The organism is Rheinheimera hassiensis, from assembly GCF_022436675.1.
Classification (GTDB): Bacteria; Pseudomonadota; Gammaproteobacteria; order Enterobacterales; family Alteromonadaceae; genus Alishewanella; species Alishewanella hassiensis.
Genome location: NZ_JAKUJZ010000006.1, coordinates 314,546 through 339,619, shown reverse-complemented (window position 1 = coordinate 339,619; position 25,074 = coordinate 314,546). Strand labels below are relative to the sequence as shown.

Annotated in this window: 22 protein-coding genes; 14 read left to right on the top strand and 8 right to left on the bottom strand. The window is 49.5% G+C overall.

Annotation, left to right across the window (positions count from 1 at the left end; translation table 11 throughout):
• Positions 1-15 precede the first annotated feature (15 nt).
• On the bottom strand, positions 16-1,764 hold the full coding sequence (locus MJX74_RS15020) for a sensor histidine kinase (protein WP_240223662.1): 1,749 nt from the start codon (positions 1,762-1,764) through the stop codon (positions 16-18).
• 212 nt (positions 1,765-1,976) lie between these two features.
• Between MJX74_RS15020 and MJX74_RS15015 the strand changes: the two genes are divergently transcribed.
• From MJX74_RS15015 to ung, 7 genes are all read left to right on the top strand, one after another.
• Positions 1,977-2,342, top strand: a complete 366-nt coding sequence (locus tag MJX74_RS15015) for a response regulator (protein ID WP_240223661.1) — start codon at positions 1,977-1,979, stop codon at positions 2,340-2,342.
• Positions 2,339-2,953 carry a chemotaxis protein gene (locus MJX74_RS15010; protein WP_240223660.1) on the top strand — a complete coding sequence of 205 codons (615 nt, stop codon included), beginning with the start codon at positions 2,339-2,341 and terminating at the stop codon, positions 2,951-2,953. Before MJX74_RS15015 ends, MJX74_RS15010 begins: the two co-directional genes overlap by 4 nt.
• Entirely contained in the window at positions 2,953-3,915 is a 963-nt protein-coding gene (locus MJX74_RS15005) for a GGDEF domain-containing protein (protein ID WP_240223659.1), read from the top strand. The genes MJX74_RS15010 and MJX74_RS15005 overlap by 1 nt, the downstream gene beginning before the upstream one ends.
• Positions 3,916-4,178: 263 nt before the next feature.
• Positions 4,179-6,638: a bifunctional aspartate kinase/homoserine dehydrogenase I gene (thrA, locus tag MJX74_RS15000; RefSeq protein ID WP_240223658.1), complete on the top strand. Its 2,460-nt coding sequence runs from the start codon at positions 4,179-4,181 to the stop codon at positions 6,636-6,638.
• 5 nt (positions 6,639-6,643) lie between these two features.
• On the top strand, positions 6,644-7,594 hold the full coding sequence (gene thrB / locus MJX74_RS14995) for a homoserine kinase (RefSeq protein WP_240223657.1): 951 nt from the start codon (positions 6,644-6,646) through the stop codon (positions 7,592-7,594).
• Positions 7,595-7,603: 9 nt separating this feature from the next.
• Entirely contained in the window at positions 7,604-8,887 is a 1,284-nt protein-coding gene (gene thrC / locus MJX74_RS14990; RefSeq protein WP_240223656.1) for a threonine synthase, read from the top strand.
• A complete protein-coding gene (ung, locus tag MJX74_RS14985) occupies positions 8,887-9,543 on the top strand; it encodes a uracil-DNA glycosylase (protein ID WP_240223655.1) in 657 nt (218 codons plus the stop codon). Before thrC ends, ung begins: the two co-directional genes overlap by 1 nt.
• A 47-nt stretch (positions 9,544-9,590) precedes the next feature.
• On the opposite strand, the gene MJX74_RS14980 is transcribed toward ung, so the two are convergent.
• The 3 genes from MJX74_RS14980 to tal all read right to left on the bottom strand — a co-directional run bounded on the left by MJX74_RS14980 (position 9,591) and on the right by tal (position 12,485).
• A complete protein-coding gene (locus tag MJX74_RS14980) occupies positions 9,591-9,764 on the bottom strand; it encodes a DUF3545 family protein (protein WP_082694730.1) in 174 nt (57 codons plus the stop codon).
• A gap of 124 nt (positions 9,765-9,888) precedes the next feature.
• Positions 9,889-11,508: a glucose-6-phosphate isomerase gene (pgi, locus tag MJX74_RS14975; protein WP_240223653.1), complete on the bottom strand. Its 1,620-nt coding sequence runs from the start codon at positions 11,506-11,508 to the stop codon at positions 9,889-9,891.
• Between the two features lie 26 nt (positions 11,509-11,534).
• Positions 11,535-12,485 (bottom strand): transaldolase, encoded by a 951-nt coding sequence (gene tal / locus MJX74_RS14970; RefSeq protein ID WP_240223651.1) that lies wholly within the window; start codon positions 12,483-12,485, stop codon positions 11,535-11,537.
• A gap of 207 nt (positions 12,486-12,692) precedes the next feature.
• Between tal and MJX74_RS14965 the strand changes: the two genes are divergently transcribed.
• The 3 genes from MJX74_RS14965 to MJX74_RS14955 all read left to right on the top strand — a co-directional run bounded on the left by MJX74_RS14965 (position 12,693) and on the right by MJX74_RS14955 (position 16,552).
• The gene (locus tag MJX74_RS14965; protein WP_240223649.1) at positions 12,693-14,309 is read left to right on the top strand and encodes a tetratricopeptide repeat protein; all 1,617 of its coding nucleotides are present in this window, start codon (positions 12,693-12,695) and stop codon (positions 14,307-14,309) included.
• A gap of 29 nt (positions 14,310-14,338) precedes the next feature.
• Positions 14,339-15,115, top strand: coding sequence for a peroxide stress protein YaaA (yaaA, locus tag MJX74_RS14960; protein WP_240223648.1), 777 nt, complete (start codon positions 14,339-14,341; stop codon positions 15,113-15,115).
• 138 nt (positions 15,116-15,253) lie between these two features.
• Positions 15,254-16,552 (top strand): inosine/guanosine kinase, encoded by a 1,299-nt coding sequence (locus MJX74_RS14955; RefSeq protein WP_240223647.1) that lies wholly within the window; start codon positions 15,254-15,256, stop codon positions 16,550-16,552.
• Between the two features lie 3 nt (positions 16,553-16,555).
• Here the strand turns inward: MJX74_RS14955 and MJX74_RS14950 are convergent, their stop codons facing one another.
• From MJX74_RS14950 to srmB, 3 genes are all read right to left on the bottom strand, one after another.
• Complete coding sequence (locus MJX74_RS14950) at positions 16,556-18,190, bottom strand: FMN-binding glutamate synthase family protein (RefSeq protein WP_240223646.1); 1,635 nt, start codon at positions 18,188-18,190, stop codon at positions 16,556-16,558.
• Between the two features lie 126 nt (positions 18,191-18,316).
• The gene (locus tag MJX74_RS14945) at positions 18,317-19,372 is read right to left on the bottom strand and encodes a S66 peptidase family protein (RefSeq protein WP_240223645.1); all 1,056 of its coding nucleotides are present in this window, start codon (positions 19,370-19,372) and stop codon (positions 18,317-18,319) included.
• A gap of 146 nt (positions 19,373-19,518) precedes the next feature.
• Positions 19,519-20,742 carry an ATP-dependent RNA helicase SrmB gene (srmB, locus tag MJX74_RS14940; protein WP_240223644.1) on the bottom strand — a complete coding sequence of 408 codons (1,224 nt, stop codon included), beginning with the start codon at positions 20,740-20,742 and terminating at the stop codon, positions 19,519-19,521.
• A gap of 73 nt (positions 20,743-20,815) precedes the next feature.
• On the opposite strand from srmB, the gene MJX74_RS14935 reads away from it, so the two are divergent.
• Complete coding sequence (locus tag MJX74_RS14935) at positions 20,816-21,565, top strand: tRNA1(Val) (adenine(37)-N6)-methyltransferase (RefSeq protein WP_240223643.1); 750 nt, start codon at positions 20,816-20,818, stop codon at positions 21,563-21,565.
• A complete protein-coding gene (locus MJX74_RS14930) occupies positions 21,562-22,746 on the top strand; it encodes a winged helix-turn-helix domain-containing protein (protein WP_240223642.1) in 1,185 nt (394 codons plus the stop codon). The genes MJX74_RS14935 and MJX74_RS14930 overlap by 4 nt, the downstream gene beginning before the upstream one ends.
• Here MJX74_RS14930 and fldB read toward each other — a convergent pair.
• Positions 22,743-23,261, bottom strand: coding sequence for a flavodoxin FldB (gene fldB, locus MJX74_RS14925; protein WP_240223641.1), 519 nt, complete (start codon positions 23,259-23,261; stop codon positions 22,743-22,745). The genes MJX74_RS14930 and fldB overlap by 4 nt on opposite strands.
• Positions 23,262-23,393: 132 nt before the next feature.
• Between fldB and xerD the strand changes: the two genes are divergently transcribed.
• Positions 23,394-24,332 carry a site-specific tyrosine recombinase XerD gene (gene xerD, locus MJX74_RS14920; protein ID WP_240223639.1) on the top strand — a complete coding sequence of 313 codons (939 nt, stop codon included), beginning with the start codon at positions 23,394-23,396 and terminating at the stop codon, positions 24,330-24,332.
• Positions 24,333-24,351: 19 nt separating this feature from the next.
• A complete protein-coding gene (gene dsbC, locus MJX74_RS14915; protein WP_240223637.1) occupies positions 24,352-25,065 on the top strand; it encodes a bifunctional protein-disulfide isomerase/oxidoreductase DsbC in 714 nt (237 codons plus the stop codon).
• The last annotated feature ends 9 nt before the right edge of the window (positions 25,066-25,074 follow it).

Genomic DNA, 25,074 nt, shown 5'->3' with positions numbered 1-25,074 from the left:
GCAGTATAACGTGGATCAGCCTGTTATTTTCAGGTTTTTTGGAAAGCAGATATGGTAGTGCAAACCTTTACCCGGTTCACTGCTGACCTGAATACTTCCCCCCAGCGTCTGACGTACCAGGTTGTAAGTGATATGGGTGCCCAGGCCACTGCCACCCTGATCACGTTTAGTGGTAAAGAAAGGATGAAATAGTTTTTCCAGTTGCTCTGGGGTCAGGCCTCTACCGTCGTCGCTGTACTTAATGTCTACGTTGTCGTCTTCGTCCAGCACGGTAATACGGATCAGGCCACTGTCCATATCTTCAAAACCATGGATTAAAGAATTCATCAGTAAGTTGGTAAAAATTTGCGAAATAGCACCCGCCGGGCAATTCAGCATAATGTTGTCCGGGCAGTTTACTTCAATATGGTGTTGGGTCTTTTTAAAATTAGGCTGCAAAGAGCGGATAACTTCGTGCAGATATTCGGCCAGATTTATCGTCCGAATGGCTTCGCTGGTTTGATCTACGGCAATTTGCTTAAAGCTGGCAATCAGTTCTGATGCGCGGATCAGGTTTGACTGTAGCAGTTCAGAGCCTTGCTTGGCTTCTTCAATAAAATGCTCCAGCGCTTTGGGCGACAAGGTTTTATCATGATACGCCTGCTCCAGCGCATGAATTTTCTCAGCCAGAAAGCTGGTTGCGGTAACACCAATGCCGACAGGGGTATTGACCTCATGCGTAATACCGGCAACCAGGCCACCAAGTGCGGCCATTTTCTCCGACTGTACCAGCCTGTCCTGCGCCTGTTTTAAGTCATCAACAATTTTTTCCAGCTCAGTTTGTTTACCACGCAGTGCATCTTCAGTGTGGCGGCGGCGTTCTATTTCTTCACGCAGGCTTTGTTGTTTTACTTCCAGCTCTTGTTTTTGTTGTTGCAAATCCATCATAGCCTGGCTCAGGCCAGAGGTTTTACGCGCAACTTCCTGCTCTAACATCAGGTTTTGCTGATCCAGCTTTTCATTTGACAGCATCAGCTGTTTTTGTGTGGTTTCCAACTGGTGTTTGTAATCCTGTACCCGGCCAATTAAGCGGTTAAAGGCATCGGCCATAACACTTAATTCTGAAGTGTCGCCATGCTGTATTTCGACTTTGGCACCGTCGAGCTGATCCAGCTCCAAATCTTCAATTTGTTGAGTCAGCTCTGTCAGAGGTACGGTAAGCTGTCGGCGAAATGCCAGTAAAAACAAGATAATAAGGAAGGTGGTTTTGAGCATGGCATTGCCAATCAGGAAGTAAATACCGACTTTTATCCTATCGATCACCACGGCCCGGCTTGAGAATAGCGTGACATCGCCTACCTGGGTTGCCCGGCCGGAAAACTCAAAAATAAGCGGAAAAGTATAACCAAAAATACCGGATTGCTGCTCGGTAAGGCGCACACCTTCCCTGACCAGTTGGGTGCTGAAACGCTCCTGTATATCAATATAACGGCCCAACTGCGTAATTACTGCACCGCTGTCATCGCGCACTATAATGCCCTCTATTGCCGGTATAGCCAGTAAACCATCAGCAATAATCAGCGCCTGCTGGGTATTTAGCTCCCATATTGCGCGCGTAAGGCTGCCAGAGAAAGTTTGCTGCAGGGTTTCAAGTTCGCCATTGATATGATTCTTAGTATTAAAATACTCCGCAACAATTTGTCCCAGTGTTACTACAAAAGTCAGGATAAAATAAACTGACAACACCTTAGTCAGGAGCTTACGGGATAAGCTTTTATGTTGCATGAATTAACCTTGAGTAACGAAACATTATTAGTATTATACCGCTACCATAACCAATAACCTGAGCTTTGAAAATAGCATTGCTGCGGGATAGGGTTAGTTGTTACAGCTTGTGTCAGCTATTTATAGCTCAGATATTGCTTTATAGCGGCACCCTGTATATATTTTTTAACCTATTTACGCCAAACACATTATAACAATACAGGCTGCTGTAAATGGCTTTAACTGCACTTATTTGTGACGATTCCCTGCTTGCCCGGAATCAGTTAAAAAAATCTTTACCGTCTGCTTTTGATGCCGACATTATTACCGCCAGTAATGGGGCCGAAGCCCTTACTATCTTGAGAACACGCGAAGTTGGACTGGTATTTCTCGATTTGACGATGCCAGAGCTTGACGGTGTAGGTGTGCTTGAAGCTATCAAAGCTGACGCAATGGACTGTCTGGTTATTGTGGTGTCTGCCGATATTCAGCCCGAAATGCAAAAACGGGTAATGGAACTAGGCGCGCTGGCATTTGTACAAAAACCTGCCACCGCCGATAAACTTGCTGATGTTATGCACAAGTACGGTTTGATATGACAGAACTGCATTTTACCGATGTGCAGCGTGATTGCCTGCAGGAGCTGGTTAATGTTGCTATGGGCCAGGCCAGTGACAAGCTGGCACGTTACCTTGGTACTTTTGTGCATCTGCAGGTGCCGGCTATTGCTCTGGTAGAGGCTGCGCTGTTATCGCAGCATTTTGCCAGCCGTTATCAACAACAAAGCGCAACATTGGTGAGCCTGGGGTTTTTTGGTGATCAGGGCCTGCGTGGTGAAACCATCATGCTGTACCAGCTGACTAATGTCGGGGTGATTGCCCAATTGCTGGGTTACAGCGATGATGCGGTTTCTGAGGCTGAAATGCTGACCGATATCAGTTCGGTGCTGACAACTACTTTTTTAAGTGGGCTGGCAGAGCAACTGGAGAACAGTTTTTCGTATGCTGCGCCGCGTATTTTATCCAGCCGTGATCGGGATTTTGCTGACAAACTGGCCTACACGGCGGAGCAATGGCAACTGGCACTGCAGGTCGATATCCGTTATCAGCTAACCGACTACAGTTTTAACTGTGACATGATTCTGCTTATTCCCGGAGAGGCGGTACTGCGGTTGCGTCAGACACTGGACAACATTCTGGCAGATTTTTAATGCAACTGGATTGGCTACTGCAACCTTTACTAACTCAGCTTAATACCGGTGTGTTGGTATTGGATGCACAATACCGGGTGGTATTTTTTAATCAGTTTATTGCCCGGCGTGCCGACGTGGATCTGGCTAAAGTGCAGGGTAACTTGCTGGAAGATGTTTTTGCTGACTTACCTCTGGCCTGGCTGCGACGCAAACTGGACAGCGTATTGCATTTGCAGGTTCCGGCGTTCAGCAGCTGGGAGCAGCGGCAGTACATTATTAAATTAGCCCACCTGCGCCCTCTTAGCAGCGACAGTCAGTATATGGCGCAGAACTGCAGTATGCTGCCTCTTACGGCGCCTGATGGCGTATCGCGCTACATTTGTTTGCTGATTGAAGATGCCACCGACGCTTATGTATATCAGCAGCAATTACAGCAAAGCGTAATGCAGCTGGAACACGCCAATCGCACCGATGGCTTAACCGGTGTGTATAACCGTCGTTACTGGCAGCAGCAACTGGGGTATGAAATTCAGCGTGCTGAGCGCTATCAGCATCCGTTGTCTTTGTTGTTGTTTGATCTGGATAAATTTAAAGACCTTAATGATCAATACGGCCACCAGGGCGGCGATTTTGTGCTGATCGAGTTATCACGATTAATTGGTTCGTTGCTCAGAGACACCGATTTATTCGGCCGTTATGGCGGTGAGGAGTTTGGTATTATTTTGCCTGATACTGGCATGACAGGCGCGTTGCAGGTAGCTAACCGCATTTGCGACACCGTTGCCCAGCATAAAATGCTATATAACCAGCAGACACTCAAAGCCACAATCAGCATTGGTGTGGTGTCCTACTTTGAGCAAAGTGTTGATGAGCTGATCCAACGCGCCGATACGGCGCTGTATTGTGCCAAACGACAGGGGCGTAACAGGGCCGTTGCCTATCAACCAGAGCTTGAGGGTTACCTTAAAAAGGTAAAATAGCCGGTGTTAAAAATTAGCCGTTGACAGACGTCTACAAGTCTGTGCATAGTGAAGCCATGAAAATAAAAACCACGACACTCACCACCATTATTATTACCACCAACCCTTCGGGGTAGGAGGTCGGCGGTGTGTTGTCTGTAGAAAAGACCCGTGACCTCAAATGTCACGGGTTTTTTTTTGGCTCTGTTGTGCAGAGCTGTTACCGAATAAACCAAGTATCGCGATAACTGACAATAACAGTAAATTAAGCGAAGGAGTTTAAAATGAGGGTGCTCAAGTTTGGCGGATCGTCACTGGCGTCAGTAAACCGTTTTGCCGGAGTCGCACAGATAGTGCAGCAGCAAACGGCGACGGACAGTATTTGTCTGGTGTTATCTGCGCCACAGGGCGTAACCAATACGCTGGTTGAGCTAACCGATTTAGCCTATTTGGGGTCGGATTTCAGCCCGCTGTTACAGCAGTTGCTGCAGCGCTATCAGGCTCTGTCCAGTGAGGCGCTGGCGTTATTTCCAGCAGCAGAGCTAAGCGGTTTAGATGATGTTATTAGCCAGCAGCACACGCAGCTGCAAGCCCAGCTTACCGGTATGCAGTTGCTCAGGCATTGCCCTGACCATATTAAGGCGCAAATTCTGGGATTGGGCGAGCAATTCAGCGTGGCTCTGATGACAGCGTTGCTCACTGCTAAGCAGGTACAAACCGTTGCACTGGATGGTGTGAAACTGGTTAAAAGTAGTGGCGATTATTTAAATGCCACGGCAGATATTGCCGCATCAGAGCTGACGTTACAGCATGCTATCGCCAGCCAGAGCGCACAGGTGTATGTGATTGCCGGCTTTGTGTCCAGCAATGCACAGGGGGAAACCTGTTTGCTGGGGCGTAACGGCTCCGATTACTCCGGTGCTATTGTTGCAGCCAGTATCCGCGCCAGCGCCTGCGAGATTTGGACCGACGTAGATGGTGTCTACAGTGCCGATCCGCGTCAGGTTAAAAATGCCAAGTTAATTGATAAATTGTCTTACGACGAAGCGATGGAGTTATCGTACTTTGGCGCCAAGGTGCTGCATCCGAAAACCATAGGCCCACTGGCACGGTACAATATCGCCTGTTTTATCAAAAATACCCTTAATCCGTCAGCCCCCGGCACCTGCATTGATAATAACGGTGAAGGCGATGCGCTGGTTAAAGGTATTTCCAGCCTTGAGCATCTGGCATTGGTTACCGTATCCGGCCCGGGTTTAAAAGGCGTGGTGGGTATGGCCAGCCGGGTATTTGCCTCTATGGCGCGGGCGCATATTTCTGTCAGCCTGATCACCCAGTCATCATCAGAATTCAGTATCAGCTTTTGTGTACCGCAGTTGCATTTAACGGCAGCCAAAAATGCCCTGCAGCAAGAGTTCGAGTTAGAGCTGCAAACCGGTTTGCTGCGCCCGCTGAGTATTTTGTCTGATATGGCAATTGTTAGTCTGGTCGGTGACGGTATGCGTCAGCACCGCGGTGTAGCCGCGAAGTTTTTTGCATCGCTGGCGCAGGCGCGGGTTAATGTAGTTGCCATAGCACAGGACAGCAGCGAGCGTTCTATTTCTGCGGTGATTGAGCAGGCAGCCTGTAAAAATGCGGTAAAGGTATGTCATGAAAACTTTTTCAGCCATATCCCCAGCATTGATGTGTTTCTGGTCGGCTGTGGTGTGGTGGGTAGTGAATTGCTGCAGCAAATTCAGCGCCAACAAGCCTTTTTACATAGCCGCCAGGTTAAGGTAACAGTGTATGGCATTGCCAATAGCAAGGCGGTATTGTTGCACAGTGACGGCATTGATTTATCGCAGTGGCAATCTCAGCTGGCAGAGGCTAAGCAGGCGTTTTCCCTGGATACGCTGAACCAGTTTGCCCAGCAGCAGCATCTGACTAATCCGGTACTGGTAGATTGCACCAGCTCAGAGCAGGTTGCTGCGCAGTATGCTGATTTTATTGCTGCGGGTTTCCATGTGGTAACACCGAATAAAAAAGCCAATACGGCCTCTTATGCTTATTACCAGCAACTGCGTCAGCTGGCGCAGCAACATCGACGCCGCTTTTTGTATGAAACTACAGTTGGCGCTGGTTTACCGGTTATTGATACTTTACAAGGGTTGCTTAATGCCGGTGACGAATTACTCGCTTTTGAAGGTATCTTATCAGGGTCGTTATCTTACATTTTTGGCGAATTGGAAGCCGGTGTCAGCCTGTCAGATGTTACTAAAAAAGCCCGGGCAATGGGCTTTACCGAGCCGGATCCACGCGATGACTTATCTGGCATGGATGTCGCGCGCAAACTGTTAATTCTGGCGCGTGAAGCCGGTATGGCGTTAGAGCTGGGCGATGTTGAAGTAGAATCGGTATTGCCTGCAGATTTCGCAGCAGGAGCCAGCACAGATGATTTTATCGCCGGCTTACCGCAGCTTGATGATAGCTTTGCCCAGCGTATTGAGGTTGCTAAAGCCGAAGGTAAAGTGCTGCGGTATATTGGTGAAATTGCTGACGGAAAATGCCGGGTAGCCATTAAAGCACTGGCCGCAGATCATCCGCTGGCTAAGGTTAAAGATGGTGAAAATGCCCTGGCCATTCATACCCGCTATTACCAGCCAATTCCGTTTGTACTGCGTGGTTACGGTGCAGGTGCAGCGGTAACATCGGCAGGGGTATTCAGCGATATTATGCGTACCCTTGGCTGGCAACAACAGGTGTAATAACGATGCAGCAGTTTTCTTATTTAAAGCGTTATTATGCCCCGGCCTCTACCGGTAATTTCTCGGTTGGTTTTGACCTGTTAGGTGCGGCGTTTGAGCCGGTAAACGGCGAACTGTTTGGCGATGTACTGGATATCTGCGCTGAGCAGACAGAGCTGAGCTTAGACATTGTTGGCCGCTACCTGCATCAGTTACCGGCGAATAGTACAGATAATCTGGTATTAAGCTGCTTTTATGCCTTTGAACAAAAGCTGGGCCGCACCTTACCGCGCTTAGCGCTGCGGCTGCATAAAAACCTGCCGGTGGGCAGTGGCCTGGGCTCCAGCGCCTGTTCGATAGTGGTGGCCTGTTATGCCTTTAATGATTACTTTGGTAAACCATTATCTGAGGCCGAATTGCTGCAACTGATGGCGCAAGCGGAAGGTGGTGTTAGTGGCAGTGTGCATTATGATAATGTCGCGCCATCTTACTTTGGTGGCCTGCAACTGATGTTGCCGCAAAGCCCGCATATTTGCCGTACTTTGCCCTGGTTTGAGCATTGGCGGGTGGTGCTGAGTTACCCAGGCACGGTATTATCGACCAAAGCGGCACGGGCGGTGTTGCCGCAGCAGTTGAGTTTACCTCACAGTATTGCTTTTGCCGGTATGTTAAGCCGTTTTATCAGTGCACTGTATACCAGTGATGAAGCTGACGCTGCTGCCGCTTTACAAGATCTGGTAGCAGAGCCGGCCCGTACACCGCTTATTCCTCAATTACCTTCGCTCAGAGCGGCTTTAATGGCAGAGGGAGTGTTGCATGTCGGTATCTCAGGGGCTGGCCCCACCTTATTTGCATTGTGCAGCAATGAAGCGCAGGCTCAGCTTGCCGCTGACTATTTATCGCGGCATTATGAAAAGAATCAGGACGCGACCACGCAAATTTGTCGCTTATCATTGGCTGGCGCACGGACGCTGTAGGAAAGAATAATGATGTTAACGAATATTAAAGTACCTGCCGAGCAGGTGAGTTTTTTACAGGCAGTACGCCAGGGGTTGGGTCAGCAGCAAGGCTTATTTTTCCCTACCAGCTGGCCTAAATTGGATATTGATAAGCTACTTGGCATGTCACTGGTAGAGCGAAGCAGTGCTATTTTGCATGCGTTAATTGGTGACGAGCTAAGCCAGGCAGAAGTAGCGCAGATGGTTAGCAGTGCTTTTACCTTTCCGGCACCACTGGTGCCGGTAACTGATGACGTAAGCTGTCTGGAGCTGTTCCACGGCCCGACTCTGGCATTTAAAGATTTTGGCGGCCGTTTTATGGCCCAGGCACTGGCTAAGGCGCAAGGCGGTAAAAAAACCACTATTGTTACCGCAACGTCGGGCGACACCGGTGCCGCCGTGGCACATGCTTTTTATCGCCAACCCGGGGTGCAGGTGGTGATTTTATTCCCCAAAGGCAAAATCAGCTCATTACAGGAAAAGCTGTTTACCACACTGGGAGAAAATATCACCACATTGGCGGTAGACGGCGATTTTGATCAGTGTCAGGCGTTGGTAAAGCAAGTGTTTGATCATAAAGCTTTGGTAGAAAAGCTCAGTATTAATTCGGCTAATTCGATTAATATCAGCCGCTTATTTGCCCAAATCTGCTATTACTTTGAAGCGGTAGCACAGGTGCCTGCAGATAAACGCGACCAGATAGTTATGGCTGTACCCAGTGGTAACTTTGGTAATTTAACTGCCGGTTTAATTGCTAAAACGTTGGGTTTGCCCATTAAACGTATGGTTGCAGCGACGAATGCTAATGACACCGTGCCGCGTTATTGGCGCAGCGGCAGCTGGCAGCCAAAAACCACTGTTGCCACACTGTCAAATGCAATGGATGTGGCAGCACCGAATAACTGGCCAAGGGTAGAGGTGTTGCTGACACAAGGCGTAATTAACCGCACAGATATTGAGGCGGTAATGGTAGATGAAGACGACACCGTATTTGGTGTACGGCAATTGTCGCAGCTTGGCTATTTAAGCGAGCCGCATGCTGCTGTGGCTTTTAAGGCGCTAAAGCGCAGCTTGCAGCAAGGTGAATACGGTATTTTTCTAGGTACTGCTCATCCGGCTAAGTTTAAAGAGCAGGTAGAGAATATTTTGGGCACCCCTATAGCTTTACCGGAAGTGTTGGCGCGCTGTGCCTCAGAGCAGGGGCTGAGCAAAGACATTCCGGCAGATTTTGCCGTGCTGCAGCAAGAGCTGTTAAAACTGGAGCAAGCCTGATGCCGTGGCAGCAGTTGTTGGGTCATGAGAAAACCCAGCCCTATTTTATTGAGACGCTGGAGCAGGTAAAGCAGGCGCGTCAGGCGGGGCAGGTAATATATCCGCCCGAAAGTGATGTATTTAATGCCTTTAAGCTGACCGGGCTGGACAACCTGAAAGTGGTGATCCTGGGACAGGATCCTTATCACGGGCCGAATCAGGCACATGGCCTGGCGTTTTCTGTACGCGAAGGTGTACGGGTGCCGCCATCGCTGCAAAATATGTATAAAGAGCTGGCACTGGAGTATGCCGATTTTCAGATCCCGCAGCATGGCTGTCTGGAAAGCTGGGCCCGCCAGGGAGTATTGTTGCTTAATACCGTGCTGACTGTGGTGGCAACTCAGCCCAATTCGCACCGCCATCTAGGTTGGGAGCAATTTACCGATAAGGTTATTGCGCAAATCAGCACACAGTGTCAGGGTATCGTATTTCTGCTTTGGGGCTCGCATGCGCAGAAAAAGGGCCGCCTGATCGACCGGCAACGCCATTTTGTGCTGGAAGCACCGCATCCGTCACCGCTGTCTGCTCATCGCGGCTTTTTAGGTTGTGGCCATTTTAAACAGGCAAACGAACTACTGGTTAAACAGGGTAAAGACCCGGTCAACTGGCAGTTATAGCTGACGCCAAAAGCAAAAAACGCCCGCTGCTGCCAGCGGGCGTTTTTTTACAATTCGATATCAGCCAGTTCGGGTTCAATGGTCCAGTCAATATCGCTCAACTCCCTTTTCAGGCGCTGGCGCTCTTTGAGCTGTTCAATTTCACGCCACTTACGCTTTACCGCACGCGGTTTAGCGGCAGGGCGCTCCAACATATTCAGTAAGTCTTCGAAGCTTTCCATAGTTTGGCCTCTCTGATAGTTGTTGTTCAATAGTTGTTGTTATTTTCAACAAATGATTTACCACATTTTGCATCAAAATAAAACAACTAAGTGACAACACTATGACAGGGCCGCACTATTTACCTTACTTATGTTGAGAGAATGCCGCTATTAATGCCTGGGTTGAACTATCCAGTTTATTGGCATCAGCACCGCTTAATGCCTGATAAATAGGGCCTGACAGCTGCTTACCCAATTCAACTCCCCACTGGTCAAACGAATTAAGGCCCCACAATACGCCCTGACAGAATACTTTATGTTCATACAACGCGATTAAAGCGCCAACATAATAGGGCGATAATTCCGGCAACAGCAGGGTATTACTGGGTTTATTACCCGGCGATACTTTATGCGGGGCTAACTCTGCAGCCTGTTGTGCAGTCATACCTGCAGCCAGGCATTCGTCTGTGGCTTCCTGCAGTGTTTTACCCTGCATTAATGCCTGAGTCTGGGCAAAACAATGCGCTGCCAAACGCTGGTGATGATCGGTTAAGCTATGCGCAGGTTTCAATGGCAAAATAAAATCGGCTGGCACAGCTAACGCGCTTTGGTGCAATAACTGATGGTATGCATGCTGGCCGTTGGTGCCGGCATCGCCCCAAATTACCGGAGCGGTAGCGTCAGTTAATGGCTGGCCGTTAGTATCAACGCTCTTGCCATTAGATTCCATGTCCAGTTGTTGCACATAAGAGGGCAACAAGCGCAGATAATGGCTGTACGGCAGTAACGCCTGTGCCTGGCAGCCAAAGCCGTTGATATACCAAATACCCAGCAGTGCCAGCGTCAGTGGCATATTCTCGGCCTGCGGGGTGTTGATAAAATGTTCGTCCATTGCTTCAGCGCCTTTAAGCAACTGGGCAAAATGTTCGTTGCCAATCATCAATGCTACCGGCAAGCCGATCGCCGACCACAGCGAGTAACGCCCACCAACCCAATCCCACATCGGCAGAATATTTTGCTCGACAATACCAAACTCTGCTGCAGCTTCAATGTTGGACGACGTAGCCCAGAAATGCCGGGCAATAGCTGCGGCATCTGCGCCATTGTCTTTAAACCACTGGCGCACAGCCAGCGCGTTTTGTTTGGTTTCTTCAGTACCAAATGATTTTGACGCCACAAACACCAGAGTAGTGGCCGGGTCGAGGTGTTTCACTACATCGGATACCACAGCGCCATCGATATTACCGGCGAAATGCAGTTTGACCGGGCTGCAGTGATAAGGCGTTAATGCCTCTACTGCCATTTGCGGGCCAAGTAATGAACCGCCAATGCCAACCCAAATCAGATCGGTTATTGCCTTGCCGCTGTAACCTTTATATTCACCCTGGTGTAACTGGCTGACCAGCGCTGCCATTCTGGCGCGGCAATCGGCGATGGCGGCGCCGATATCTTCACCATCAAGTTCAAGCCCTGTCAGATCCGTTTTACGCAGCATGGTATGCCATACCGTGCGTTGTTCGGTGTTGTTAATTTTGTCACCGGCCAGCATAGACTGCAGCACCGCATTGATATTACTTTGTGCGGCTAGTTGCTGCAGCGCCTGCCAGCTTTGGTCATCAATCAGGTTTTTCGAGTAATCAAGGGTAATGCCACAAGCTTTGGTGCTAAAGCGGCTGGCCCGGCCGGGATCGGTATTAAACGCCTGGCGTAACGATATGTGTTTTGCTGCCAGCTGTTTCAAACCAGACAATGCGGAACCTGACATACTCTACTCCCCTGAAAAATGTGTAATTAAAGTGCTTGCTGGATCAGTTGCTCCAGCTTACGTTGGTCAACGGCAAATTTGCGGATACCTTCAGCCAGCTTTTCTGTCGCCATAGCATCTTCATTCAATGTCCAGCGGAACTGGCTTTGGCTCAGTTGCTCTGGTGCAGAGCTGGTGGCACCGGTATCGGTTAAATGCACTGTCAGCTCGCCTTGTTGCTGGCTCAGCTCGGCCAATAAGCCGGGGCTAATGGTTAAGCGGTCACAACCAGCCAGGGCCAATACTTCGCCCACGTTACGGAAACTGGCGCCCATCACCACGGTTTTAAAACCATGTTGTTTGTAAAAACGGTAAATTTCCCGTACTGATACAACGCCAGGATCTGTGTCGCTGGTGTAATCCTGCCCGGTGCTGGCTTTGTACCAATCCAGAATGCGGCCAACAAAAGGCGAAATTAAATAGACACCGGCTTCAGCACAAGCGCGGGCCTGAGCCATATGAAACAGCAGTGTCAGGTTGCATTGAATACCTTCTTGCTCCAACTGGCGCGCTGCCTGAATACCTTCCCAGGTTGAAGCAATTTTAATCAGAATGCGATCAGTGCCTATGCCGTTCTCTTTGTACAGCGCTACCAATTGGTGGGCTTTGGCTATGGTGGCGTCAGTATCAAAAGACAGGCGGGCGTCAACTTCGGTAGATACACGGCCCGGCACCAGCTTACTGATGGCTGTGCCAATATCGACAGCAAATTTGTCTGATGCCAGGCTAAGCTGTGCTTCAGCCGAGCTGGCTTTGCTTTTGGCATAGGTAACAGCACCGGCTAACACCGGTTTAGCAAATTCCAGCTGACTGGCGTTTAACAATAAGCTGGGATTAGTGGTAGCATCTACCGGACGGAACTGCTCAATGGCGGTCAGATCGCCGCTGTCGACCACTACAGTGGTCACTGCTTTTAACTGGGTAAGTAAGTCGCTCATATTGTTTTATTACCGTATTTTTGATCACATTCTAGTGATGTAGCGTTTAATAAGCAATTAATGTAGGAATATTACAACAAAGTTCGGTGTGAACCGGATTTTAACTACATTAGCGTTGCGTGACGTAAAGTAAGTTACTATATTGCCTGTTTTTATCCGGCACTAAGGCCTGTATTTTGTTTCAGTGTAAATTAGCACAGGATCTCGATGATCTTCCAAGCCAGCTTTTATAAAAGTAAAAAACTTCTGCTAATCGAAGACTGCGAGCCTGTGCGTGCCTCTATTAAGGGTATGTTACAGCAAATAGGTTTCGATGATATTACCGCTGTTGCCGATGCAATGCAGGCTATTTCTCCTGCTAAGCGGCACAGCTTCGACTTTATTTTGGCTGATTTTAATCTGGGCGACGGCAAAGACGCGCTGCAGCTTTTTAACGAACTTTCTGCGTTGGGTGCTATTAAAACCGCCTGTTGTTTTGTCCTCATGAGCACTGAACCACAACGTTTACCGGTGTTTGGTGTATTGCAAGGTACACCTGATCACTTTGTATTAAAGCCTTTTTCCTATGTTGAGTTGGAAAAACGGCTGGCTAAAGCCTGGCAAAACCGTACTGCACTGCGTAAGGTTTATCAGGCCATCAAACAGACCGATCTGGCCAATGCCCTGCTGGAACTGGACGAGGCTATAAAAGCCGGTTCTGCCAATGCCTTACAGGCCTTGCGTTTAAAAGGCGAACTGCTGTTGGCTCAAGGCGAATATAACGCCGCAGCACAGCTGTACAGCAAAATTCAACAACAACGCGACTTTAGCTGGGCCAGGCTTGGTGCTGCTGTCACCATGGTGAAACTGCAGCAATGGGCTGATGCCGAGCAAGCGCTGTTGCAACTGGCAGAGCAGGACGATATTCGCCCGGAAGCTGTAGAGTGGCTGGCACGGTGTTATTTATTGCAGGCTGACTTAGTCAAAGCGCAGGAACAATTAACCGAACTGCTGAAACTACAACCGACCCATATAGCGGCACATTATGCCCTGGCAGATGTATTACAGCTTAATGGCCAACAGGAAGATAGCAGCCGATATTTACAAAAATTGATTCAACAGTTTCGTTTTTCTGCTTTTGATGCACCAGAGTGCTATTTGCAATTAAGCCGCTTATTACTGGAACAGGCACAACACGCCGAGTTGGGGGCTTTTCCCGCTGCGCTGAAAAAAAGCAGTGAAGCGCTGGCAAGCATGCCGCAGAAACTGACAACAGACGTAATAGAGCCGGAACTGGCAGTACTGCGCGCGCGCATCAGTTTATTGCAAGGCAATGTTGCCGATGCCAAACAGCAATTGAACCTTATTGCCGTGGCAACAAAACCGGTGCATGTTGCCGCCGAGCAGGACAAAGCCCGTCTGGCTTTTGCCCTGGGTGATACTAAACAGGCTGAAGCGCATCTTGCGGTGTTAAAAAGTACCGATTTTGCCGCTGATGATCTGTCGGGTTGTTGTCAGCGTTTATTAGCCAAACAAGCGCTGGTGCGTGAAACAGAACTCAGAGCGCAACTGCGCGATTTAAACCAGGCTGGTATGGACGCCGCACAAAAAGGCAATGTAAAAGTGGCACTGGTAAAATTGCGCCAGGCGTTTTTACTGATGCCGTGTAACGCCGGGCTGGCACTTAACCTGTTGCAGGTATTAAGCCAGTTGCCAGCACACAAAGCTTTGCTGCCGTTGGCTAAAGCCGTGCTCAGTGCGCTGGAAAATACCAGCGTAACCAGTGCGAACCAGCAACGTCTGGCGCAGCTATTGCCGCAGTTGCCAGAGCTGTATGTTGATTAAAAAATGCTCGATAAATATCGGAATTAATTATGTTGTTGCTTGTATCTCCTGCAAAGGATCTTGATTTTCAGCCATTGGCAGAACAGCTGCCGGTTACCCAGCCAGACATGCTGGCGCAAAGCCAGCAATTGGCAGAGATTTGTAAAACCCTGACTCCGGCCGATTTATCGTCACTAATGCATATCAGCGATAAACTGGCAGGCTTAAATGCCGCCCGGTTTGCCGACTGGAAACTGCCTTTTACGGAAAAAAATGCCAAAGCGGCCTTATTTGCCTTTAATGGAGATGTATATCAGGGTTTGGATGCTGCCAGCTTAACGGCAGACGATATTACCTTTGCCCAGCAGCACCTGCGTATTTTAAGCGGCTTGTATGGCGTGCTCAGGCCACTGGATTTAATGCAGCCTTACCGGCTGGAAATGGGCACCAAACTGGCCAATCCAAACGGTAAAGACTTATATGCGTTTTGGCAAAACAGCATTACAGAGCAGCTAAACCTGCAGTTGGATAAGTTGCAAAGCGATGTAGTGGTAAATCTGGCATCGCAGGAATACTTTAAAGCAGTAAAACCTAAGTTGCTGCAGGGCCGTTTAATTACGCCGGTGTTTAAAGATTTTAAACACGGCCAGTACAAAATTATCAGCTTTTTTGCCAAAAAAGCCCGTGGCTTAATGGCGCGTTATATTATTCAGCAGCGTTTAACCGCGGCAGAGCAGTTAAAAGGCTTTGATCTGGCGGGCTATGCCTACAGTGCTGAACACTCAACGGCCAACGAGCTGGTCTTTTTACGCCATAGCTCAGAATAGCTGTTCTGTAATGAACAATTAGGGCCAGCTTGTCCACATCAGCAAGCCGGTTCTGCTGATTGATTCAGCATTACGCCCCGTCGTTTTTTTGTTACAATGCCGCTCTTTGCCGGTAGCGGCTTGAACGTGGTGTAACAGATGAAATTTCCCGGCCTGCGTAAAATTAAACATTATTTCCCGGTGTCCCAGCCCAAGCCTCAGCTACCCAGCTTTGAAGTACGGCCAGAGCTTGATACTTATATCGTTGGTCTGGATCAAACTATTGTTGATGTAGTAGCCAGCGTTAGCGATGAGTTTCTGCAAAAGTATAATATCCGCAAAGGTTTATCTAACCTGGTTGAGCATGGCAAAGCCAATCTGATTTATCAGGAATTGGTGGCGCAGCAGGCCATCTCAGACCATTTCGCCGGCGGTACTATTGGCAATACCATCCACAATTATTCCGTACTGGCTGACGATAAATCGGTGCTACTGGGCGTAATGTCAGCCAATATTGCGCTGGGGTCTCCGGCATATCACTATGTTTGCCACACCAGCTCGAAAGTGGATATGAATCATTTGCAGGGCGTGGCTGGTGATATTGGCCGCGGTATTACCATGATAACGCCCGATGGCGAACGTACCTTTGTTATCGATCCCAGCGATATGGATGAGCTGAGCCAGGAATACATTCCTACTGATATCATCGCAGGCGCTGCGGCTTTTGTAGTTAGTGCATACCCGCTGCGTGCTACTGGTCAGCCGATTCAGCAGGCGATGTTTAAAGCCCTGCAGGATGCTAAAGTGCATAATGTGCCGGTGGTGATGAGCCTGGGTACCCGGCATTTGGTAGAAGAAAACCGCGAGCAAATTCTCAGTACCATTAAAGATTACGTTAACGTGCTGGCGATGAATGAGCTGGAAGCTGAAGCCCTAACCGGTTTTGCCGATCCGCTTAAAGCCGCCGAAGCCATACTGGATTTTACCGATATGGTGCTGATCACCGCCGGGCCTGAAGGTTTATACTTGTGCGGCCACACCGATGACAATGTAAAACGTGAGAGCAGTAATCCGATTAAATCGGCCAGCCTGGCCGATTTTAACCAGTACGAGTTCAGCCGGCCAATGCTACATGCCAGCTGTGACAAGCCGCTAAAAGTGTATTCGCATATCGACCCGTATTTAGGCGGGCCGGAGCGGATTAAAAACACCAATGGCGCCGGTGATGGTGCGCTGTCAGCTATTTTGCATGATATGGCGGCGAATCATTTCCACAAGCAGGTGCAGCCGTTATCCGGCAAGCATGAGCAGCCGTATCTGGCGTACTCATCATTCGCACAAATTTGTAAGTATGCTAACCGGGTAAGTTATGAAATTCTGGTGCAAAACGCACCGCGCTTATCCAAGGGCTTACCCGAGCGTGAAGACAGCCTGGAAGAAGCTTACTGGGAGCGCTGAGTTTTATGACTCCAGTGCTTTTAGCCCCTGTTTAGTTTCAGCAATGTAACGTTTAGGGGCAAAGCTGTCTGCGCTGGCTTCATGCAGTGCCTGCGCAAATTTCACCGGGCTTTTGCCGTTTAACAAACAGCCCGGTTCCAGATTAGTATAAATTTCGTCAAAACGGCGCACCTCTGTTTCACTGATACGGCGAAAAATATGTGAGCGGTTTAATTCCGACGTGTGTTTAAGACCGGCACTGGCGATAATCTCCATACAGGCACGTACTGTTTCCTGATGAAAGCGGGCCACCCGGCTGGCTTTATCCGGTACCACTAAGCCCCGGGTTAGAGTAGGGTTTTGTGTGGCAACACCAGTCGGGCAGCGATTGGTATTGCACACCAGTGACTGCACGCAGCCCAGTGCCATCATCATGCCGCGCGCGCTGTTACAGATGTCGGCACCCAGCGCCAGATTTTTTACCAGATGAAAGCCGGTGAAGACTTTACCACTGGCGATAACTTTAACTTGTTGCTTCAGGTCAAAACCTGTCAGCACATCACAGACAAACGCCAACGCTTCACGCAGGGGCATGCCCACAGAGTTGGAAAACTCCAGCGGCGCGGCACCGGTACCGCCTTCACCGCCATCGACAGTGATAAAATCAGGTGTCAGCCCGGTTTCTATCATAGCCTTACATATCGCCACAAACTCGCTGGCGCGGCCAATTGCTAACTTGATCCCGACAGGTTTGCCGCCCGATAACTGCCGCAGGTGCTGAACAAACTGCATCATTTCCAACGGTGTAGCAAAAGCGCTGTGCGCTGGCGGTGAATCAACCCGGGTACCGGCCTGCACCAGCCTGATACGGGCTATTTCAGCGGTGTTTTTATCGGCCGGCAAAATGCCGCCATGGCCGGGCTTAGCGCCCTGAGACAATTTAATTTCAATCATTTTGATCGAAGGCTTGGTGGCCACCTGCTCAAAAGAGGCCGCATCAAAGTTGCCGTGTTCGTCGCGACAGCCAAAATAGCCAGTGCCAATTTGCCACACCAGGTCGCCACCGTATTTCAGGTGATAATCGCTGACGCTGCCTTCGCCGGTATTATGATAAAAGCCGCCGAGCGCCGCGCCTTTATTCAGGGCCAGAATAGCGTTATTGCTAAGTGCGCCGAAGCTCATTGCTGAAATATTAAAGATGCTGGCCTGATAAGGCTGGTTGCAGTGCGGGCCGCCAATGCTGATTTTGGTCTGCGGATCCTGTGGTGCATGATGACGGGCTGCAATAGAGTGGCCGATCCATTCATAACCAACGCGCGCTGTATCCAGCTTAGTGCCATAAGGATTGGTATCCAGGCTGCCTTTAGAGCGCTGATAAATCACTGAGCGGAACATCCGGTTTATCGGGGTACCATCAGTCTCTGATTCAAACAGGTACTGTCGCACATAGGGCCGGATAAACTCCATCAGCCAGCGGGCATGTGCAATCAGTGGGTAATTACGCAATAAGCTGTGGCGTGTTTGAAACATATCATAGATGCCCCGCAGGATCAGAGGCACGATTATAACCAGTGTCCACCAGATCCAGGGCCAGCGCAGGCTCAGCAAGATAGTAAGAAGTAGTGTCGCGACAGACATAACAATAAATAAACGACGCATAGCATTAAGTTATTAGTGGCAGGTGTAACACACCCTAGCACAGCATGGCGCAAAGTGCAGGCTGCAGAAACGATAAAGCGATAGTGAAAAAGCAAACCTGCCGTTTGCACGGCAGGTTTGTCGGTTTTAAGCAGATTGAAACACGCTTTCCAGCAAACGGAAGGTACCGGCATCGGCATCCAGCTCAACGCGGCCACCTACCGGCACAATAAATTGTTGCTTTATATGGCCAATCATGGCGCCGCGGTAAGCCGGTATATTCAGTGGTTTTATATGGTCGTCAAAAATCTGATCCATCGTCAGCCAGCCATAGCCACCGCTGGGGCGACAGGCGGTGCATTCGCCAAAAATAAAGCCAGCAATTTTATCCAGCGCGCCCATCAGTTTTAATGTGCTAAGCATACGGTCAATGCGGTAAGGCGCTTCTTCCACATCTTCCAGAAACAAGATTTTACCGCTGAAATCAGGTAAGTACGGTGAGCCGGCCAACGCCGTAAATACCGTTAAGTTACCGCCAATCAGCTCGCCCTGAACTTTACCACCGGTAATGGTTACGGTGCGGTTTTGCCGTGCTACCAGCTCGTCTTTAGCATCCAGCACATTTTGGTACTGCATTAACTCGCGATCGAAAAATACACGCTGAAACTGATCAGCATTAAAACTGTTCCAACTGCCGGTGCCGTTCGGGCCATGGAAGCTAACCAGCCCGGTTTGGGCATGAATGGCATTGTGCAGCGCGGTAATGTCGGAATAACCGAGTAAAACCTTAGGGTTGTTGCGAATAAGCTTGTAGTCCAGCAAAGGCAGTAAACGTGCGGCGCCAGAACCGCCGCGCAGGCAAATAATAGCTTTTACTTCTTTGTCAGCAAACATGGCGTTAATGTCGCTTGCGCGCTCAAGATCAGTGCCGGCCAAATGGCCACGGCGGGCGGCGAGGTGTTTGCCGGTTTTCACTTTAAAACCAAGCGCCTGCATTACTTCCTGGGCAATTTGTAAATCCAGGGCTTCATCGGTGGCTTTCGACGGGCTAACCAGGGCGACGGTATCGCCTTTGTTTAATGCCAGTGGTAACAGGCGTTTGCTGTTACCGCCTGCAGGTGCTGCCATCACACTGCTGCAACCAGCCAGAGGTAACAGGGCGGCGGTAAGGGCGCAGCTTTTTATAAATTGTCTTTTGTCCATTATGCAACTCCACTGGCTATCAATTCACTGGGCTAATAATTTATTCAAACTACCAATAGCAGCTTAACTAAATAATTCCAAGATTGCACAGATAAAATGCGATAGCCGCCGCTGTTTTTGCGAGCGGCGGTTGCCGGAGGTTTTGCTTACTTTTTCGTGTTTTTAGCGGCTTTTTTCGCTGCGGCTTTGGTGGGCTTTTTCTTTTTCACCGGCACTTTGGCTTCTTTGTTTTTCGGCCGCAGCGCTTCTACCACCCGGCGTTTTAGCTTTTGCTCTACATAGCGCTCTACTTTAGCCAAAATGGCCATATCGTGCGCTTCAATCAGTGATATTGCCGTGCCTTTTTTGCCGGCGCGGCCGGTACGGCCAATACGGTGCAGGTACACATCGGCACTGCGTGGCATATCAAAGTTAATTACATGGCTGATATCGTCAATGTCCAAACCGCGGGCGGCAATATCGGTTGCCAGTAAAATACTTACGCGACCAGAGCTAAAGCGCTCAACCGCCTGCATGCGTTTATCCTGTGGCATTTCGCCCTGTAACCAGCCGCAGCGCAAACCGGCGGTTTCCAGCTGGCCGGTTAAGCTGGCCAGGCGCTCACGGGTTTTAATAAATACGATGGTTTTAGTCACATCCGGCTGTTTTAGCAGATGAATAAGCAGCGCCAGTTTATGCTGGGCGTCATCAGCTAAATGTACCCATTGCAGAATTTTGGCGTTTTCTTTACGCGATGGTATGGCTTCCACCCGCTCTGGCTCTTTTAATGCGCGTGCGGCAAAACGTTCTAAATTAACGCCTTCCAGCGTGGCAGAGAATAAAAACGTCTGCCGGCGGCGGCGGGCTTCCAGCACAATGCGGTTCATCTCGCCAATAAAGCCCATATCCAGCATGCGGTCGGCTTCATCCAGGATCAGCAGTTCTACTTCATCGGCCTGAAAGCTTTCTTCGTCCAGATATTCAGTTAACCGGCCGGGCGTGGCGACAAGAATATCGTTGTTTTTTTCCAGCGTGTCTTTGTGGCTGCCGTAGTTAATACCACCGGTGATTACACCGACATTAAGCTCGGTAAACTGGGTAAAATGCTTAAACTCGTCGTATACCTGGTACGCCAGCTCACGGGTGGGCGTCATTACCAGAACTCTGGCAAAACCGGGATCTTTACGGCCGAAATCAAGCAGGTACTGAATAGCAGGCAAGACAAAGGCAAGGGTTTTACCGGTGCCGGTTGGCGCGCTGGCCAATAAGTCTTTGCCTTCCAGCGCCAATGGGATCGCCATTTCCTGGATCAGGGTCGGCAGCTCGAAACCGCGTTCACTGATGGCACGGTTAATGTCATCGTCCAGTTGAAAATCTGCGAATGTTGTCATCTTGTCCTCAGCATAGTTGCCTGCCCGGTGACAGTGCGCCTGCTTCACCGTAAACTGGTGGCAGGAGGTGCTGATGTCAGCCGGTTTTCAATGTAAAAAATTCTATGTTGCTCATGATCAGTGCGCGATGAAAGTCGGTACTGACGGTTTATTGCTTGGCGCTTTTGCACCGCTACCCGCACCGGATAGCGATATACTCGATATTGGTGCCGGCTCCGGCCTGATAAGCCTGATGCTGGCACAGCGCACTGCGGGTGCCAATGCGATAGACGCGATAGAGCTGGACCCTGCGGCGGCGGAACAAGCAGCTGTAAATGTAGCAAACAGTCCGTGGCCTAACGCGATACGGCTGATAAAGGGCGACATTCTAACCTATAGCGCTGGCAAACGTTACCGCTTAATTGTGTCTAATCCGCCGTTTTTTCAACAATCGCTGTTATCGCCTGATAAGCGGCGCACTCAGGCACGCCACACCGACAGCTTGCCCTTTGGCGCGTTGTTGCAAAAAGCCGGGCAGCTGCTGCATAGTGAAGGTAGCTTTGCGTTGATATTGCCTGTGACCAGCAGCCGTGAGTTTATACAACTGGCCCGGACACAGGGCTGGCAAATTGCGCAGCACTGCACTGTGTTTAGTAAAGCTGAGTTTAGTAAAGCAGATAAACCGCAGCGCAGCTTGTTGTGTTTGCGCCGCACCACCGGGCCTGTTGCCACAGTTGAAAGCCAGTTGGTTATTCATGCTGCTGACGGCAGTTACTCTGCGCAGTATCAGCATTTGCTTGGCGCTTTCTATCTGAAATTTCCTGACGGCGCTGACAACGTATGAACAACAGTCCTTTTTCGGCAAGCGAGTGGAACCGAATTGCATTGCAGCAGCAAGGTCTGCTGCAACCGCCGCTGTCGCTGACTGCTTTGGTGCAGCAATTGAGCTACGTACAGATTGATTCTATCAATGTGGTAGAACGGGCCCACCATCATGTGCTGCACAGCCGGCTCAGCAACTATCGCCCGGCAATGCTGGAACAGGCGGTACAGCAGGCCGAGGTGTTCGAATACTGGGCCCATGCCGCAGCATACCTGCCGATGGCTGATTACCGTTTTAGCTTGTATCGCAAACAGCAGCTCAAGCAAGGTGATAAACACTGGCACCAACCCGATACCGGTTTAATGCAGCAAGTGCTGGCGCGCATAACCGCCGAAGGCCCGTTAAAAGCCGGTGACTTTAGCGATGATAGCGGCCGTCGTGGCAGCTGGTGGGATTGGAAACCGGCGAAGAAAGCGTTGGAGCAGCTTTTTATGCACGGCGATGTGATGGTGAAGTACCGTGATAATTTTCACAAAGTGTACGATCTGACTGAGCGAGTATTACCGGCACAGGTTAATTGCGATGTTCCTGACGATACTGCTTTTGCCCGTTATCTGATCAGCCGGTTTTTGCAGGCGCATGGCTTTGGCTCTGCCGCGCAAATAGGTTATTTGCGTAAAAACAGCAAAATACTGCTGCAACCGGTACTGGACCAAATGTGCGAACAAGGGGAAACCGGTAGCTTTACCCGACAGAACAAAACCTACTACTTTGCTACTAACCTTAGCGTACCGCCGCCAATAGCAAACAGGGTATGGTTGCTTAATCCGTTTGATAATTTACTGATACAACGTGACAGAATTAAACAGTGGTTTGCTTTTGACTACCAGATAGAAGTGTATGTACCGGCTGAAAAGCGCCGTTATGGTTACTACAGCCTTGCCGTTTTATGGGCAGACAATTTTGCCGGCAGGGTAGATGTTAAAGCTGACCGCGCAAGCAAAACCTTATTATTGCAGCGCTTAACATTGGAACCGACCGCTTATGATAGCATCGGCAATGTCGCCGGCGATTTTCTTGCTGCCTTTGAACATGCCGTTGCCGGTTACGCTCGCTTTAACAGCTGCGAGCGCTGGAAATTGGTGGCCTGTAACAACCGTCAGCTGAAACAGCATTATCGACGTTTGCAGGCAGTAAGCTAAAGCTGGCCGGCAATTTCCTGCAAAATCTGGCTTACCCAGTCATTTAAACGTGCGTCGGTTAAGTCATACTGGTTTTCATCGTCCAGCGCCAGGCCATAAAACAGCTCACTATCTGCCGTCAGCGCTTTAGAGGCAATAAAATCGTAACCGGCAGTGGGCCAGTAACCAATGCGCTGCGGGTTTTGTGGCGCTATGGCGTCGTGCAGCATACCCACAGCATCAATAAACCACTCGGCGTAGCCCAGTTGGTCACCCATGCCGTAAATGGCCACAATTTTGCCGCTTAAGTCTATGCTGCTGATGTCATCCCAGTGCGCTTCCCAGTCTTCCTGAATTTCGCCAAAATCCCAGGTCGACAGGCCAAGAATTAAAATATCGTAGTCGGCCATTTTGCTTAATGGCACCTGCTTGATATTGTGCAGATCTATTGTGTCGGCACCAATTAATGCCTGAATTTTCTCTGCAACCATTTCGGTATAGCAGGTGGTAGAGCCATAAAATAAACCGATTTTCATGTCTGTCTTATTACACCATAACGCCAACAGTAAAGACGCGCAGTGTAGCAGAATAGCGGCACCGGCAAAATCCCGGCTTTGCCTGCACTGTGCTATGCGCTAACATAGCTGCAGTATTACAGGCGGAATGCCATGGCAAAAACAGTATCAAAAAACGTGTCAGAAATTGCGCAACCCCAGGCGGCCGATTTACAGCTTATCAGCGACTTTCTTGATCAGTTGTGGCTGGATAAAGGCGTCAGTGAACATACGCTTAGTGCCTATGGCACCGATTTAAGGAAGTTTGCTGCTTTTATCGCCGGGCAAAATCAGCATTTACTCAGCACCGACAGTATGTTGGTAAACCGCTATCTGGCGCAGCGGTATGACAAACAGTACAGCCCGCGCAGCACGTCGCGCGCGCTTAGCAGTTTGCGCCGTTTTTACGCTTACGCGCATCAAAACGGCAAAATAGCCGAAAACCCGCTAACACAGTTATTAAACCCTAAACTGGGGCGTAGCCTGCCTAAAAGCTTGTCGGAGCAAGATGTGGATGCGCTACTTAATGCGCCCGATTTAGCTGATCTTATTCAGTTTCGTGACAAAGCCATGCTTGAGCTTTTGTACGCCAGCGGTTTGCGGGTTTCTGAATTAGTTGGCTTGTCGATGCAACAACTTAACCTGCAGCACGGTCTGGTAAGGGTAGTGGGTAAAGGCCAGAAAGAGCGGCTGGTGCCAATGGGAGAAGAAGCCGCGCACTGGCTGACACGCTATTTACGCGAAGCTCGGGTGCAGTTACTTGGTGGGCAGATGCTGGACGTGGTGTTTCCAAGCTTGCGCGCGCAGCAGATGACACGGCAAACTTTCTGGCACCGTATTAAGTTTTATGCCAAAGTAGCGCACATTCAGGCAGAGCTATCACCGCATACGTTGCGCCATGCTTTTGCCACCCATTTACTGAACCATGGCGCAGATTTGCGTGTAGTACAAATGTTGCTGGGACACAGCGACTTATCGACCACACAAATTTATACCCATGTCGCGCAGGCGCGGTTACAAAGCCTGCATCAGCAACATCACCCGCGCCCTTAGGCGCAAAACAGGAAACAGTATGAACAAGTTTGTATCAGCGTTATGTAGCCTTGGATTTATCGCAGCGGTCAGTGCGCAAAGCACCGACATTGATGCGCAGCACAACCAGGTTAAGCAGCAGTTTGCTATGCTGAATTTATCGGTGAATGCCATCTCTGAGGCACCGCTGGACGGGTTGTTGCAGGTGTTTACAGACAAAGGTTTATTTTTCACCTCAAAAGATGGCCAGTATTTTATCGAGGGTAATATTTACGACTTAAACAACAAAGTACTGGTTAACGATGAACTAATGCGGCCTTATATTCAGCAACAGGTAGCGGCAAATAAAGACGGTGCTATTGAATACAAAGCCAAAAATGAAAAATATGTCATTAACGTATTTACCGATCCTACCTGTGGTTATTGCCGTAAATTACACAACGAAATGAAAGATTATAACGACGCCGGTATTACCGTACGTTATCTGGCATTTCCGCGTGGTGGCCTGACATCAGAAACCTATCTGCAAATGCAGCATATCTGGTGCACTAAAGATAGCCGGGGCGCGATGAACGCAGCAAAAGATGGTAAAGATATTAAACCCACCATGTGTAATAACCCGGTTAAAGCGCAGTATGAACTGGGCCAGTCTTTTGGTATTAACGGCACGCCGGCCATTATTTTACCCAACGGGCGTTTAATTCCCGGTTATCAGCCTGCCAAGGCATTATTAGCCCAACTGCAGGCGGAATAATAACCGTCT

Bases quoted from the DNA above. Each gene is read 5' to 3' on its own strand.
- MJX74_RS15020 (WP_240223662.1), bottom strand. From the start codon at position 1,764: ATGCAACATAAAAGCTTATCCCGTAAGCTCCTGACTAAGGTGTTGTCA.
- MJX74_RS15015 (WP_240223661.1), top strand. From the start codon at position 1,977: ATGGCTTTAACTGCACTTATTTGTGACGATTCCCTGCTTGCCCGGAAT.
- MJX74_RS15010 (WP_240223660.1), top strand. From the start codon at position 2,339: ATGACAGAACTGCATTTTACCGATGTGCAGCGTGATTGCCTGCAGGAG.
- MJX74_RS15005 (WP_240223659.1), top strand. From the start codon at position 2,953: ATGCAACTGGATTGGCTACTGCAACCTTTACTAACTCAGCTTAATACC.
- thrA (WP_240223658.1), top strand. From the start codon at position 4,179: ATGAGGGTGCTCAAGTTTGGCGGATCGTCACTGGCGTCAGTAAACCGT.
- thrB (WP_240223657.1), top strand. From the start codon at position 6,644: ATGCAGCAGTTTTCTTATTTAAAGCGTTATTATGCCCCGGCCTCTACC.
- thrC (WP_240223656.1), top strand. From the start codon at position 7,604: ATGATGTTAACGAATATTAAAGTACCTGCCGAGCAGGTGAGTTTTTTA.
- ung (WP_240223655.1), top strand. From the start codon at position 8,887: ATGCCGTGGCAGCAGTTGTTGGGTCATGAGAAAACCCAGCCCTATTTT.
- MJX74_RS14980 (WP_082694730.1), bottom strand. From the start codon at position 9,764: ATGGAAAGCTTCGAAGACTTACTGAATATGTTGGAGCGCCCTGCCGCT.
- pgi (WP_240223653.1), bottom strand. From the start codon at position 11,508: ATGTCAGGTTCCGCATTGTCTGGTTTGAAACAGCTGGCAGCAAAACAC.
- tal (WP_240223651.1), bottom strand. From the start codon at position 12,485: ATGAGCGACTTACTTACCCAGTTAAAAGCAGTGACCACTGTAGTGGTC.
- MJX74_RS14965 (WP_240223649.1), top strand. From the start codon at position 12,693: ATGATCTTCCAAGCCAGCTTTTATAAAAGTAAAAAACTTCTGCTAATC.
- yaaA (WP_240223648.1), top strand. From the start codon at position 14,339: ATGTTGTTGCTTGTATCTCCTGCAAAGGATCTTGATTTTCAGCCATTG.
- MJX74_RS14955 (WP_240223647.1), top strand. From the start codon at position 15,254: ATGAAATTTCCCGGCCTGCGTAAAATTAAACATTATTTCCCGGTGTCC.
- MJX74_RS14950 (WP_240223646.1), bottom strand. From the start codon at position 18,190: ATGCGTCGTTTATTTATTGTTATGTCTGTCGCGACACTACTTCTTACT.
- MJX74_RS14945 (WP_240223645.1), bottom strand. From the start codon at position 19,372: ATGGACAAAAGACAATTTATAAAAAGCTGCGCCCTTACCGCCGCCCTG.
- srmB (WP_240223644.1), bottom strand. From the start codon at position 20,742: ATGACAACATTCGCAGATTTTCAACTGGACGATGACATTAACCGTGCC.
- MJX74_RS14935 (WP_240223643.1), top strand. From the start codon at position 20,816: ATGTCAGCCGGTTTTCAATGTAAAAAATTCTATGTTGCTCATGATCAG.
- MJX74_RS14930 (WP_240223642.1), top strand. From the start codon at position 21,562: ATGAACAACAGTCCTTTTTCGGCAAGCGAGTGGAACCGAATTGCATTG.
- fldB (WP_240223641.1), bottom strand. From the start codon at position 23,261: ATGAAAATCGGTTTATTTTATGGCTCTACCACCTGCTATACCGAAATG.
- xerD (WP_240223639.1), top strand. From the start codon at position 23,394: ATGGCAAAAACAGTATCAAAAAACGTGTCAGAAATTGCGCAACCCCAG.
- dsbC (WP_240223637.1), top strand. From the start codon at position 24,352: ATGAACAAGTTTGTATCAGCGTTATGTAGCCTTGGATTTATCGCAGCG.